15 protein-coding genes are annotated in these 14,233 nt (G+C 42.2%); 14 read left to right on the top strand and 1 reads right to left on the bottom strand.

Going from position 1 to position 14,233, the window contains the following annotated elements; all coding sequences use genetic code 11:
• Positions 1–66 precede the first annotated feature (66 nt).
• Complete coding sequence (locus H571_RS0108470; protein ID WP_027848922.1) at positions 67–1,794, bottom strand: sigma-54-dependent Fis family transcriptional regulator; 1,728 nt, start codon at positions 1,792–1,794, stop codon at positions 67–69.
• 371 nt (positions 1,795–2,165) lie between these two features.
• On the opposite strand from H571_RS0108470, the gene H571_RS14745 reads away from it, so the two are divergent.
• The 14 genes from H571_RS14745 (at position 2,166) to H571_RS0108400 (ending at position 14,172) form a co-directional block, all read left to right on the top strand.
• Positions 2,166–2,477 (top strand): phenol hydroxylase subunit, encoded by a 312-nt coding sequence (locus H571_RS14745; protein WP_084482769.1) that lies wholly within the window; start codon positions 2,166–2,168, stop codon positions 2,475–2,477.
• A 28-nt stretch (positions 2,478–2,505) separates the two neighbouring features.
• The gene (locus H571_RS0108460) at positions 2,506–3,495 is read left to right on the top strand and encodes an aromatic/alkene monooxygenase hydroxylase subunit beta (RefSeq protein ID WP_027848921.1); all 990 of its coding nucleotides are present in this window, start codon (positions 2,506–2,508) and stop codon (positions 3,493–3,495) included.
• A gap of 9 nt (positions 3,496–3,504) precedes the next feature.
• Entirely contained in the window at positions 3,505–3,774 is a 270-nt protein-coding gene (locus H571_RS0108455; protein WP_245562336.1) for an MmoB/DmpM family protein, read from the top strand.
• Between the two features lie 30 nt (positions 3,775–3,804).
• The gene (locus H571_RS0108450) at positions 3,805–5,313 is read left to right on the top strand and encodes an aromatic/alkene/methane monooxygenase hydroxylase/oxygenase subunit alpha (RefSeq protein ID WP_027848919.1); all 1,509 of its coding nucleotides are present in this window, start codon (positions 3,805–3,807) and stop codon (positions 5,311–5,313) included.
• Positions 5,314–5,392: 79 nt separating this feature from the next.
• Complete coding sequence (locus H571_RS0108445; RefSeq protein WP_027848918.1) at positions 5,393–5,755, top strand: phenol hydroxylase subunit P4; 363 nt, start codon at positions 5,393–5,395, stop codon at positions 5,753–5,755.
• Positions 5,756–5,765: 10 nt separating this feature from the next.
• A complete protein-coding gene (locus H571_RS0108440) occupies positions 5,766–6,827 on the top strand; it encodes an NADH:ubiquinone reductase (Na(+)-transporting) subunit F (protein WP_027848917.1) in 1,062 nt (353 codons plus the stop codon).
• Positions 6,828–6,844: 17 nt separating this feature from the next.
• Complete coding sequence (locus tag H571_RS0108435) at positions 6,845–7,171, top strand: 2Fe-2S iron-sulfur cluster-binding protein (RefSeq protein WP_027848916.1); 327 nt, start codon at positions 6,845–6,847, stop codon at positions 7,169–7,171.
• 21 nt (positions 7,172–7,192) lie between these two features.
• Positions 7,193–8,113: a catechol 2,3-dioxygenase gene (locus tag H571_RS0108430; RefSeq protein ID WP_027848915.1), complete on the top strand. Its 921-nt coding sequence runs from the start codon at positions 7,193–7,195 to the stop codon at positions 8,111–8,113.
• Between the two features lie 78 nt (positions 8,114–8,191).
• A complete protein-coding gene (locus H571_RS0108425; protein WP_027848914.1) occupies positions 8,192–9,652 on the top strand; it encodes a 2-hydroxymuconic semialdehyde dehydrogenase in 1,461 nt (486 codons plus the stop codon).
• A gap of 32 nt (positions 9,653–9,684) precedes the next feature.
• The gene (gene dmpE / locus H571_RS0108420; RefSeq protein ID WP_027848913.1) at positions 9,685–10,470 is read left to right on the top strand and encodes a 2-oxopent-4-enoate hydratase; all 786 of its coding nucleotides are present in this window, start codon (positions 9,685–9,687) and stop codon (positions 10,468–10,470) included.
• 47 nt (positions 10,471–10,517) lie between these two features.
• Positions 10,518–11,429, top strand: coding sequence for an acetaldehyde dehydrogenase (acetylating) (locus H571_RS0108415; protein ID WP_027848912.1), 912 nt, complete (start codon positions 10,518–10,520; stop codon positions 11,427–11,429).
• Between the two features lie 10 nt (positions 11,430–11,439).
• Entirely contained in the window at positions 11,440–12,468 is a 1,029-nt protein-coding gene (gene dmpG, locus H571_RS0108410; RefSeq protein ID WP_027848911.1) for a 4-hydroxy-2-oxovalerate aldolase, read from the top strand.
• Positions 12,468–13,268 carry a 2-oxo-3-hexenedioate decarboxylase gene (gene dmpH / locus H571_RS0108405; RefSeq protein ID WP_027848910.1) on the top strand — a complete coding sequence of 267 codons (801 nt, stop codon included), beginning with the start codon at positions 12,468–12,470 and terminating at the stop codon, positions 13,266–13,268. The genes dmpG and dmpH overlap by 1 nt, the downstream gene beginning before the upstream one ends.
• A gap of 82 nt (positions 13,269–13,350) precedes the next feature.
• Positions 13,351–14,172, top strand: a complete 822-nt coding sequence (locus H571_RS0108400; RefSeq protein ID WP_027848909.1) for a SphA family protein — start codon at positions 13,351–13,353, stop codon at positions 14,170–14,172.
• Positions 14,173–14,233 lie beyond the last annotated feature (61 nt).

Raw genomic sequence — 14,233 nt, 5'->3', positions numbered from 1 at the left:
TTTGTGTTAGTAAGTATTAACTAGCCTAATGAGTTATTGTTAGGCTAGTTAATGACAAGCTAGTCATTAGCTATTGAACTTACTTTCTTCTTTCGTTTCCTCTATTCGCTTCAAGCGATATGCAAAAGCTGCACGACTTAACCCCAGCATTCTGGCTGCAACAGATACTTTACCTTCAGAGTTAAGCATTGCTTTTTCAATTAGTATTTTCTCAAGCTCATTAATACTAATTTCGTTATAAAGAACCTGTTCAGCAAGCGTATTCTTTAGGTAACTTTTGCTGTCGACCGTTTCAATTTGTCCGGATTGTTGATTAATTTTACGGATGTCACCTACAGCAACATCTAAAGATGAATGGCTTGTATTGAAAAGCGTTAGTTCAGTAATCGAGTTTTGATCATCCGTTAGAATGATGCCGCGTTCAATAGTATTTTCTAGTTCACGGATATTTCCAGGCCAGTTGTAACTGTGTAATGCCTCAACAGCTAAATCTGTAAACCCTAGAGTAGTTTTCTTATATTGTTTTTCATAGCGTTTACGGAAGTGTTCCGCTAAGAGAATAATATCATTTTTGCGCTCTCTTAAAGGCGGAATAATAACAGTGTAAGCATTAATACGATAAAAAAGATCTTGCCTAAATCGACCATCCTTCACAGCATTAGCTAAGTCTTCATTAGTAGCAGCAACAACTCTTACATCAATCTTTCGTGTTTGATTGTCACCTACTCGCTCTATTTCACCTTCTTGTAAAGTACGTAGTAAAGCTGCTTGAGCGCGAGCACTTAGCTCAATAATTTCATCTAAGAAAATAGTGCCACCATTAGCGCGTTCAAAACGGCCTTTACGAGACTGGGTTGCTCCTGTATAAGCTCCCTTCTCAACACCAAAAAGTTCCGACTCTATTAGTTCAGGTGGAATAGCTGCACAGTTAACTGCAACAAAAGGTTTGTCATTACGTTGGCTCATACTATGAACACGTCGGGCAAGCACCTCTTTACCAGTTCCTGTTTCACCTAATAACAGCATAGTAACTTCAGAGTTGGCACCCTTGTCAATCATGGCCAATGCACTGGTAAAAGGCGGTGCTTCACCTAGTGCACGGTACATATTTTCAGGGTTATAAGCTAAAGTTTGTTCTAAATCAGCAAGACGAGATTGTAGTTCATATAACTCATCAATTAAGGGTGCCTCTCTGAATAGTAGGCTAAACTCTTCGTGATCAGGCCATTCGCTTGCTAGCTTACCAACGATACGACACTGTCGGTCACCCTGACCACAACACTCAACTTCCCTAAACTGAATGTCCATACCAGCAAAGTGGCTTGAATAAGCACATGCATAGCCAAGAAGAATCCAACAAGCTGGCTCATTTAGTTGGCCTAGGGTAGTTCTACAAATTTCTACTTCGAAAGAATCTACCCATTCAAATTCAGCATAAAAATGTTTTTTCTCTAGGTCACACTCAAGTACGAGAGGTATGGCTTTAACCATCCCACGTAAATTATGCAACATTGGGCCAACTAAAAATGCTTGGTCAGGATCAGAGTTTTCTTCAATATTAAGGGCTAGCTCAGCATCTTTTAACCCAGAAAAATAGCCCAAACGCATAAAGAATCCCTTGCCTCTTTCTTGACCAAGGGTTGTTATGATTTCTTTTCGAAAGCTAGATAAAGCGCCTAAGCTCATCAAAACTGAACGCTGCTCAGCTAGCCAGATTTTGCCATCTTCAGGGTTGAATTTTAGCTTGTTTAAAAGTTGCTCGAAGCTTGGTAATTGCAATTTTTGTTTAGACACTTTCGTACCCAATTATTTGTAGTTGCTATAGGTTTGATCATTAAAAGACTATTCGCTTAAGGGTTTATTTCTCACAGTATACCCCTATTTAATTATAATTTTTTCTACTCTTTTTTTTTTAAAATTTTTAGCTGCGTTGCAGCAAAGTGATCAAAAGATAAACTTGAGTATTTGGGTTTATCTTTTGATCAAATTTTTAGCTAATTAATTTAATCTTGCTAGTCAGCAAAAAGTTCACAATGTTGTTTCTATTTAATAAATCTATTTAAAATCAATAAGTTAAGTTGTTTTCTATTGTTTTGGCATACTGATTGCATTGATTGGCTTGTAGATTAATGGCAAATCCAAAAATAAAAACTAGGGGATCTAGTATGTCACATTTACAAGCCGTTCATAGGCAGGCTCTTGCACCTAGCTATGGTTTACCAAGTCTTACCAAGTATATACGAGTACGCAGTAAGCCTGATGCTCGCTTTGTAGAGTTTGACTTTGCGATAGGGGAGCCTTCCTTATTTGTAGAGTTAATAATGCCACCCGCTGTTTTCAATGCTTTTTGCACTAATAATGCTGTCGTTCACATGACTGATGAACAAATGGCTAGCGTTGATGCAGAGCTAAACAAATGGCGGTATGGCGACGAGGACACCTTGATGTCCAACAACCGCAATCGATCCACTGAATAAAAATAAAACTACTGATGGGTATGAGTTGATGACAATTGAAATAAAAACGGCAACATTGCAGCCTATTCGTAATACCTTTGCCAATATAGAACGGCGCTTTGGTGATAAGCCTGCATCACGTTACCAAGAAGCAACCTATGACTTACAGGGTGAAGCAAACTTCCACTATCGTCCCTTGTGGCAGCCACAGTACGAATTAAACGATAAAAGTCGTACTAAAATTAAAATGAATGATTGGTATGATCTTAAAGATCCACGCCAATTTTATTACGGAACTTACGTTCAGCAGCGAGCTAAACACCAAGAAGCCACTGAGACTAACTACAGCTTTTTTGAAAAACGTGGTTTAGCTGAGCATTTGTCTGAAGAAGTTAAATCTTACCTACTTACTTACCTTATTCCTTTACGTCATGTGGAACATACGGCGAATCTCAATAATATGTATGGCTGTGCCTTTGGATATGGTACGGCTATCACTCAAGCTCTGCTTTATAACGCTATGGATCGACTCGGTAATGCTCAGTACTTATCAAGAATTGGTCTACTTTTAGATGGCAATAGTGCTGAATCACTGACTACTGCAAAGCAGGAGTGGCTGAAAAACCCTGTTTGGCAACCTATGCGTGCACTATGTGAGGAAATGACGACAGTTGAAGACTGGTTTGAAGTATTTATTGCCCAAGACCTAGTTGTAGATACCCTGATATTTAATCTCTTTTATAGCCAGCTAGATGAAAAGCTTGCATCTATGGGAGCTAGAGATATAGCGCTATTAACTGAGTTTATGCAGGTATGGAATAAAGACTCTAGTCGTTGGTTAGACAGTGTTTTAAAAACGGTTGCCAGTGAGTCAGAGGATAATAGTGCCTTACTTGGGGAGTGGGTTCAGCGCTGGCGTAAAAAAACATTAGAAGCTTTAAAGCCTGTTGTAGCCTCTATGCTTGATAACAGTGATGCATTAAGTATTGCAGATGCATCACTAGAAGAGCGTCTAACTAAAATTGGTATTACTTACTAAGGAGTCATCATGTCTAAGGTTTATTTGGCTTTACAAGATAACGATGATTCTCGCTATATCGTTGAAGCAATAATTGAAGATAACCAAGAAGCAACAGTTATAAATCAGCCAGCCATGATTCGTATTGAAAGCACAGGGGAGCTAGTTGTGCGTCGATCCACTGTAGAAGAAAAAATTGGGCGTGATTGGGATGTACAAGAGTTGCATCTAAGCCTAATTACTTTGGGTGGTAACGTTGATGAAGATGAAGATCAACTGCGCCTTAGCTGGAATGTTTAAGCCAAACACAATAATAAGAAGGTAAATACAATGGTTGCCAAAAAACTTAATTTGAAAGACAAGTACCGTGCTCTAACCCGCGATTTAGACTGGGATTACGATTATTCTGATCGAAAAAAAGCTTTTCCCTATGAGGAGTTTGAAGGGATAAAAATTACTGATTGGTCAAAGTGGGAAGACCCTTTTCGTTTAACTATGGATGCTTATTGGAAGTACCAAGCTGAAAAGGAAAAGAAGCTTTATGCAATTTTTGATGCCTTTTCACAAAATAATGGTCACTTAAATGTTACAGATGCACGTTATGTAAACGCAATTAAAGTGTTTTTAACGGGTGTTTCACCACTTGAGTATCAAGCCTTCCAAGGTTATGCCCATGTGGGTCGCCAATTTGGCGGTGCTGGTGCGCGTGTTGCTTGCCAAATGCAGTCTATTGATGAGTTACGCCATGTACAAACCCAAGTTCATGCTATGAGCCATTACAACAAGTTCTTTGATGGCTTCCAAGACTGGACACATATGCATGATCGTGTTTGGTACTTGTCTGTACCTAAGTCTTTTTTTGACGATGCACGTTCAGCCGGTCCTTTCGAGTTCTTAATAGCTATCAGCTTTAGCTTTGAATACGTTTTAACCAATCTTTTATTTGTGCCCTTTATGTCAGGTGCTGCACACAATGGTGATATGGCAACTTGTACTTTTGGTTTCTCTGCTCAGTCAGATGAAGCACGTCATATGACCTTAGGCTTAGAGATTATTAAATTCCTATTAGAACAGCATGAAGACAATGTTCCCATTGTACAAAAGTGGATAGATAAGTGGTTTTGGCGTGGTACACGCTTGCTAGCAATTGTAGCCATGATGATGGACTACATGCTGCCTAACAAGGTGATGTCTTGGAAAGAAGCTTGGGAAGTTTATTTTGAAGATGCAGGTGGCGCACTTTTCAAAGACCTAGCTCGTTACGGTATTCGTATGCCTAAGTTTGTTGAAACCACTGCTAAAGAAAAAGAGCACATTTCTCACCAGGCTTGGTGGATTTTCTACACCCATGGTCATGCTGCTGGTTTCCACACTTGGATTCCAAGTGATGAAGAGCTGGATTGGTTAAGTGAAAAATACCCAGATACTTTTGATAAGTATTACCGCCCTCGTTGGGAGCTAGCTAAGGAAATGGAAGCACGTGGCGAACGCTTCTATACCAAAGCTTTGCCTCAGCTATGTACTACTTGTCAGATTCCTATGGGTTTTACTGAGATGGATAACCCAACACAGATTGCATACCGTTCTAGTGACTATGAAGGTGAAAAATATCACTTCTGTTCAGATGGCTGTAAACACATTTTTGATCAGGAACCAGAAAAATACGTTCAGTCTTGGTTGCCTGTACATCAGATTTATCAAGGTAATTGTGGTGGAGCAAATGTAGAGGAAGTATTGCGTGACTATTACAAGATGAATCTTGGTGAAGACAATATGGATTTTAAAGGCTCATCTGATGAGAAGCGTTGGAATGAATGGAAAAGAAAAGGGGTTGCTTAATTTTTATCTTATAACCTGAACAATAACAAAAGCCACTAGTCAACTTTAGCCTAGTGGTATTAAAACAGGAATTAATACTATGTCAGTCGTCGCTATAACACCCGATTATAAATTTGAAGCAAAAGACCGCTTTGAAAACTTTCACGGTAATCAAATCGTTTATGTTGGTTGGGATCACCACTTAATGTTTTGTTCTGCCTTTGCTTATCCAGTGCCACCAGCAACAACTTTTAAAGAGTTGCGTGATGGAGTAATGCAAGAAGCTTTTGAAATGCACCCCGAGTACAGCAAGGTTAATTGGGAAACTGCAACTTGGTTACTAGATAACAAACCTTTTGAGCCTCAATTAGATAAAAGTCTGCAAGAGCAAGGTATTGGGCATAAGTCATTATTAAGGTTTCAGACACCTGAGCTTAAAGGCTATAAAAACGCAGGCGTTTGAGGAGAAGATTATGTCCTACCAGGTAACAGTTGAACCAACAGGTGATGTTGTTGAAGTAGAAGAAGGGCAAACCCTGCTAGATGCTGCTTTAAGGCAAGGTGTTTGGTTGCCTTTTGCTTGCGGACATGGAACCTGCGGCACTTGCAAAGTTCAGGTGTTAGAAGGGGATGTAGATATTGGGGCAGCTTCACCCTTTGCACTAATGGATATGGAGCGTGAAGAGGGTGTTGTTTTAGCTTGCTGTGCTTTACCAGAGTCAGATTTAGTCATTGAGGCTGACATCGATGTTGACCCAGACTTTGCTGGTTATCAAATTGAAGACTATCAAGCAAAAGTGGTAGCTATAGAAGACCTCTCACCAAGCATTAAAGGAGTTCGCCTTGAGTTGGATCGCCCTATGCAATTTCAGGCTGGGCAGTATGTGAACCTTAACTTGCCAAACATCGAAGGCAGCCGTGCTTTTTCAATCGCTAATTCACCCACTAATGCTGGTTACGTTGATTTGCACGTGCGTTTAGTACCTGAAGGAAAAGGAACTAGCTGGATTCACCAGTCAATGCAAGAAGGTGATGAATTAAAGGTTTCAGGCCCTTACGGACAATTCTTTGTTCGTAAGACTGATGACAAGGATGTCATCTTTATTGCTGGTGGCTCTGGCTTATCAAGTCCACTTTCAATGATTACAGAGCTTTTAGAAGCGGGTGATACAAGGCAGATCTACCTTTTTCAAGGCGCTAGAAACCTAGTTGAGTTATATAAAAAAGCTGAACTTGAGGTCTTAGCTAATCAATACAGTAACTTTCATTACATCCCAGCCTTAAATGAACCTTTAGAAACTGATAACTGGCAAGGGTTTAAGGGCTTTGTACATGAAGCTGCTAAAAACTATTTTGATGGACGCTTAGCAGGCCATAAAGCTTATTTGTGTGGTCCGCCACCCATGATTGATGCAGCAATTACGATGCTTATGCAAGGACGTGTATTTGAAGCAGATATTCACATGGAGAAATTTTTAACTGCTGCTGATGGTGCAACGGCTGACTCAAGGTCTGCATTATTTAAGCGTATTTAGTGCATTGGAAGGTACTTATGGCTAATCAAAACACTTGCCAAATAGCTGTTACTAACCGCCAACAGGTGTTCAAGGTACCTAAAGGTGAACTGCTATTGATGGCAATGGAAAAAGTGAATCAACACGCCATTAGAGTGGGGTGTCGAGGCGGCGGATGTGGACTTTGCAAAGTCAAAGTTCTGCAGGGTGATTACCAGACTAAGCGAATGAGTAAAGCCCATATTAGTGAAGAAGAAGCAGCTTTGGGTTTTGCTTTGGCTTGTCGGCTAACACCTTTAAGTGATCTAGAGCTTGAATCAGATCACTTCCAATTAAAAAAGCAGCAAATACAACAAGCAATATAAAAACAAAAAGAGGAAGTCCTAATGAGAAAAGGTGTAATGCGTCCCGGCCACGTACAAATCCGTGTTTTAGATTTGGATGAAGCCGTTAAACACTACGTTGAGCTAATCGGTTTAATTGAAACCGGTCGTGATAATCAAGGTCGTGTTTATCTAAAAGGCTGGACAGAAGTTGATAAATACTCAGTGATTCTTCGAGAAGCAGATGAGCCAGGCATGGATTTTATGGGCTTTAAGTGTGTTGATGAAGCCACTTTAGATACCCTTGCAGCTGATGTGCGTGAATTGGGTATTGAAGTAAAAGAAATCCCTGCTGGTGATCTACCAGACTGTGGGCGTCGTATGCAGTTTGTTGCACCGACTGGTCATACGTTTGAACTTTATGCCACTAAAGAGCAAACCGGTAAATGGGGGATCAGTGATGTTAACCCAGAAGCCTGGCCACGCGGTTTAAAAGGCATGAAAGCAACACGTTTTGATCACTGCCTACTTTACGGTGACGATTTAGAAGGCAACTTAAAGTTATTTGAAACTCTGGGTTTTGGCTTAGCTGAACAAGTACTAGACCCTGAAGGCAATAAAGCTGCCTTGTTCTTAACCGCCTCTATGAAAGAGCACGATATTGCCTTTATTAAGCATGAAGAAAAGAACAAGTTCCACCATGCTTCTTTCTACCTAGATACTTGGGAAGACGTATTGCGTGCTGCTGATTTAATTACCATGACCAACACCTCTTTGGATATTGGACCCACCCGTCATGGTTTAACTCATGGACAAACTATTTACTTCTTTGACCCTTCAGGTAACCGTAGTGAAGTGTTCTGTGGTGGTAGCTACTTCTATCCAGATCACAAAACCATTACATGGAAAGTTGAAGAATTAGGTAAAGCAATTTTCTATCACACCCGTGAACTGAATGAGCGTTTTTTAACGGCTTTAACCTAGTAAAACCCGTGGTATCAACCTTAATGGTTGATACCACATTTATTTAACGACTGGATAAGATTAGTAAGAGAAAAATTTATGAAAGAATTTAAGCACTTTATCAATGGTCAGTACGTGGTATCAGCCAGTGGTAAAACCTTCGAAAACCGTAGTCCGGTCGACAACAGCCTACTCGGTAAAACGTATGAAGCCGGTCGTGAAGAAGTCAATGCTGCAGTACAAGCAGCTAAAGCGGCACTAAAAGGTCCTTGGGGTAAACTCACCCAGGTTGAACGAACTAAACTGCTTAATAAAGTAGCCGATCGCATTAATGAGCGATTTGAAGAATTTCTAGTAGCTGAGTGCCTTGATACAGGTAAACCTCGCTCGATTGCAGCACATATAGACATTCCACGTGGTGCAGCCAACTTTAAAGCCTTTACTGAAACCGTTGCTAACCTACCCACCGAAGGTTTTCGCATGGACACCCCAGACGGTAAAGGTGCAATGAACTTTGGCCACCGCACACCCAAGGGCGTTATTGCTGTTATTGCTCCTTGGAATCTACCCCTATTACTAATGACCTGGAAAGTAGGCCCTGCCTTGGCTTGCGGCAACACCGTGGTTGTTAAACCTTCTGAAGAAACCCCTATGACCACCACTCTTTTGGGTGAAGTGATGAATGAGTGCGGTGTTCCGCCGGGTGTATTTAACGTTGTTCACGGGTTTGGTCCTGATTCAGCAGGTGAATTTTTAACCACTCACCCAGATGTAGACGCCATAACTTTTACAGGTGAAACCCGTACAGGCGAAGCCATTATGAAAGCGGCGGCAGTAGGTTTGCGAAATATATCACTAGAGTGCGGTGGTAAAAACCCAGGTATTGTTTTTGCTGATTGCGATATTGAAAAAGCCGTTGAAGGCACTATGCGTTCTGCTTTTGTTAACTGTGGACAAGTTTGTCTTGGTACTGAACGCGTTTATGTCGAGCGCTCAATTTTTGATAAGTTTTTAGCAAGAATGAAAGAAGAAGTTGCTAAGTTAAAGCTTGGCCGTCCAGAAGATGAAACTGCTAATTTTGGTCCTTTAGTCAGTCAAGAGCATCGCGCTAAGGTTAAATACTACTATGACCTAGCCGTTGAAGAAGGTGCCAAAGTTGAAATTGGGGGTGGTATTCCTGATATGGGCACTGAGCTTAATGGCGGTGCCTGGATTGAACCTACCATTTGGACTGGTCTAGCCGACGATGCACGGGTAATGCGTGAAGAAATCTTTGGCCCTTGCTGCCATATTCGCCCTTTTGATAGTGAAGAAGAAGTTGTTGCACTGGCTAACGACACCGATTACGGCTTAGCCGCAGCTATTTGGACAGAAAACTCAGCACGTGCTATTCGTGTTGCTGAACAAATGGAAGCAGGTATTGTTTGGGTTAACTCCTGGTTCCTTCGTGATTTACGCACTTCTTTTGGTGGTGCTAAGCAGTCAGGTATTGGCCGTGAAGGTGGCGTGCATGGTATGGAGTTTTATACCGAAATGAAAAACATCTGCATCAAGCTTTAATTGAATACAGTCAAACTATAAGTGAGAAATCAATGAATAAAGAGCTTATTCAAAGCTGTGGTGATGAGTTGTATCAAGCCATGGTTGAACGTAAAACGCTTCGCCCTTTAACCGAGCGTTATCCTAATATTACGCTTGAAAATGCTTACCAAATTTCTTTGCGTATGTTGGAGCGTCGCCTAGCTTCAGGTGAGCACATTATCGGTAAAAAAATTGGTTTAACGTCCAAAGCCGTACAAACCATGCTTGGGGTTGGTCAGCCTGACTTTGGCTACCTAACCAACAAAATGGCCTTTAGCCAAGGCGAAGAAATGCCTATTTCAAGCCAACTTATGCAGCCTAAGGCTGAAGGCGAAATTGCCTTTATTTTGAAAAAAGACCTGATAGGCCCCGGTGTTACTAATGCCGATGTGTTAGCGGCCACTGACTGTGTAATGCCTTGCTTTGAAGTGGTGGATTCACGCATTGAAGATTGGAAAATAAAAATTCAAGACACAGTGGCAGATAATGCTTCCTGCGGTTTATTTATTTTAGGTGATCAAGCCGTTAGCCCAACAAAAGTCGACCTAGCGACTTGCGGTATGGTAGTTGAAAAAAATGGTTCGATTATTAGTACTGGCGCAGGCGCAGCGGCGTTAGGCAGTCCAGTTAACTGTGTTGCTTGGTTGGCTAATACCTTAGGCCAGTTTGGAATTCCGCTGAAAGCGGGCGAAGTGATTCTTTCGGGTTCACTCGTACCTTTAGTAGCAGTTAAAGCCGGTGACCACATGAGCCTAAGTATTGGCGGTATGGGTAACGCTTCGGTACGTTTTGTTTAAGCACCATTTTTTAAGCCTCACTTCACCTAATAAAAGCAGGCATTAATATGAGTAAAAAACTTAAAGCCCTCATCATCGGTCCCGGCAATATCGGCACCGACCTGTTGATGAAAATGCAACGCTCTGAATGGATAGAACCCGTTTGGATGGTGGGGATTGATCCCACCTCTGAAGGTTTAAAACGTGCTGAAGCCATGGGTATTAAAACCTGTGCAACCGGTGTGGATGGTGTTTTACCTCACATCCTAGAAGACGATATTCGTATTGCCTTTGATGCCACTTCAGCCTACGTTCATGCTGAAAATAGCCGTAAACTGAATGAGTTAGGCGTCATTATGATCGACCTAACACCGGCTGCGATTGGCCCTTTTTGTGTGCCGCCTGTTAATTTGGTTGAACAAACCAAAAACCTTGCCATGAACGTCAATATGGTCACTTGCGGTGGACAGGCAACCATTCCTATGGTGGCCGCTATTTCTCGTGTGCAACCTGTCGAATACGGTGAAATTGTTGCCACTGTTTCTTCACGCTCTGTTGGCCCGGGTACACGCGTTAATATTGATGAATTCACTCGTACTACCGCCAGCGGTGTTGAACAAGTAGGCGGTGCCAAAAAAGGTAAGGCAATCATTATTATTAATCCCGCTGAGCCACCTTTAATGATGCGCGATACCGTGCACTGCTTAACCGAAACTACACCCGACCAAGCGGCCATTACTGAATCCATTCATGCCATGGTTAAAGAAGTGCAACGCTATGTGCCCGGTTATCAGCTAGTGAATGGTCCAGTGTTTGATGGCAATCGTGTGTCTTGCTTTATGCAGGTGGAAGGCTTGGGTGATTTTCTACCCAAGTACGCCGGTAATCTCGACATAATGACCGCAGCAGCACTGCGTACCGCAGAAATGTTTGCTGAAGAAGCGGCCAATCAGTCCATCACATTACCCGCTCGCGGCTAGGAGAAACCCAATGAATTTACAAGGTAAAAAAGTCACGCTGCACGACATGAGCCTACGTGATGGTATGCACGCTAAGCGTCACCAAATCTCACTAGAAGAAATGGTCAATATAGCAACCGGCTTAGACCAAGCGGGTATGCCGATGATTGAAGTGACCCACGGTGATGGCCTAGGTGGTGCTTCTGTTAACTACGGTTTCCCTGCACACAGTGATGAAGCGTACCTAAAAGCCGTTGTGCCAAAAATGAAGCAAGCCAAGATTTCAGCCCTATTATTGCCGGGTATTGGAACGGTTGATCATTTGAACATGGCCAAAGACTGTGGTGTAACCAGTATTCGTGTGGCCACCCACTGCACCGAAGCCGATGTTAGCCAACAGCACATTATGCATGCCGCTAAAATGGGCATGGATACCGTAGGTTTTTTGATGATGGCACACATGGTTAGCCCAGAAAAAATACTGGAGCAAGCCAAGCTCATGGTTGAGTACGGTGCTAACTGCATTTATGCCACCGACTCAGCGGGTTATATGCTGCCGGATGATGTCACCGCTCGCATAGGTCTGCTGCGTAAAGAATTGCCAAAAAACATCGAAATAGGTTTTCATGGGCACCACAACCTTGGCATGGGCATTGCCAACTCATTGGCTGCCATAGAAGCAGGAGCTAGCCGCATTGATGGTTCAGTTGCAGGTTTAGGTGCCGGTGCGGGTAATACACCGCTAGAAGTTTTCTGTGCCGTGCTTGATCGCATGGGCGTAACAACGGGTGTTGATCTATTCAAAATCATGGACGTTGCTGAAGACCTAGTTGTTCCTATGATGGATCACCCCGTTCGAGTAGACCGTAACGCACTGACACTAGGCTATGCTGGTGTTTATTCCTCTTTCCTCTTATTCGCAAAGCGTGCCGAAGAAAAATACGGCATCTCAGCCCGTGACCTTTTAGTTGAACTAGGTCGTCGCGGTACTGTGGGTGGACAAGAAGACATGATTGAAGACCTGGCACTGACCATGGCAAAAGAACAAGGGTTAATCTAATGGAAAATACAAACAAACTGACTAAAGCACAAATTGATGAGCTCGCCACCTACTGTGAAGACGCAGAGCTTAACTGCCAAGAAATTATCAAGGTGACCGATAAATACCCCGATATGACTTACCGTGATGCTTTTGATGTGCAGTGGGAAGTACGTCGCCGTAAAGTGGCACGGGGCCATAAAATTGTCGGCATGAAAATGGGTCTCACCTCTTGGGAAAAAATGGCCCAAATGGGTGTTGAACAACCTTGTTATGGCTACCTAGCTGACTACTTTAGCGTGCCTGAAGGCGGTGAAATTAAAATGGATGAGTTGATTCATCCAAAAATTGAAGCCGAAATTGCTTTTGTAACCAAGGCGCCCCTCAAAGGCCCAGGTGTGCATATCGGTGATGTATTAAGAGCCACTGATTTTATTATTCCAGCGGTTGAAGTGATTGATTCACGCTACAAAGACTTTAAGTTTGATTTAAGAAGCGTGATTGCCGACAACTCCAGTTCCAGCCGTTTTATTACCGGTGGACGCATGGCACGCCTAGAAGATGTGGATGTTCAAAATCTAGGTGTGGTGATGGAAATTAATGGTGAAATTGTTGCTACGGGTGCTGGTGCTGCCGTACTTGGTCACCCTGCTGCTTCGGTTGCGATGCTTGCCAACATGATGGGCGAGCGTGGTGAAGAAATTCCGGCAGGCACTTTTATTATGACGGGTGGTATTACAGCAGCGGTTACGGTTAACCGAGGTGATTCAATTAATATTCGTTACCAAGACTTAGGCAGTATTACTGCCAAGTTTGTTTAAGAAAAGTGTTGGTTCAAGAAAGTAGAACAAGGATGTTCTTATAAATAAAAATATAAACAATAACAAGAAAGAAAGGTAGATCATGAAAATAAAGCTAAATCAACTCGCTGTATTAACAGTAATTACATCCTCTTTATCACTTCCAGCTTTAGCTGGTCACTATGTACCCGGTATAGAAGGTGTAAAAGCTAGTTCTGTGCCACCTCCAGGAGTTTATTACAAGGGCTACTATGTAAACTATGAAGCAGATAAGTTTGATGGTGGCGGACCCGATAAAGTAACAGTTAACGCTCTAGCACATCGTTTAATTTGGGTTACTCCACAAAAGTTTTTAGGTGGTGATTTAACCCTAGAAGCTATCTTGCCAATGGTTAATGAAAAAGTTAAAGCGGGTGGTGCAACTGTTAAAAGTGAATCAGGCTTAGGTGATTTATATTTAGGTAGTGTTATTGGCTGGCACGGTGAGCAATGGGATGCAGTAGGTGGCATAGGCTATTGGGCTGAAACCGGTGATAAAGATAAAGTGGGTCAAGGTCATGATGGCATTATGCTGACCTTTGGTGGTACCTATAAGCTAAACCAAGCAGGTGATATTACTTTAAGTGGTTTAGGTCGTTATGAAATTAATGGCGATAAGAGTGGTGGGGTAACTGTTGAAGATAACCTAACCCTTGAATGGGGTTTAGGTAAGGCTTACGGCACTTTAGATGTAGGTGTTATTGGTTACTTTACTAGAGAAATGTCTGGTTCAAATAAAGAAGAGCGCAATGCGTTGGGTATGTCAGTAGGTAAGTTTTGGCCAAACATTATGCTAGGTGCAGATGTTGCAGCCTATAAAGAGCTCTCTAGCTCTAATGGTCCTGAAGGCCGCGTGATCCGTGCTTCTCTAACCAAAGTATTCTAATAGCTAAGCCTAGCTGGCTAATGCTAGCTAGGCTTTTTTCATGCATTTTAATAGTCAAAAT

Source organism: Marinospirillum minutulum DSM 6287 (assembly GCF_000422325.1).
In the GTDB taxonomy this organism is placed as follows: Bacteria; Pseudomonadota; Gammaproteobacteria; order Pseudomonadales; family Halomonadaceae; genus Marinospirillum; species Marinospirillum minutulum.
Note: the sequence above shows the minus strand (reverse complement) of the source record. Positions and strands in the feature narration are given on the sequence as shown.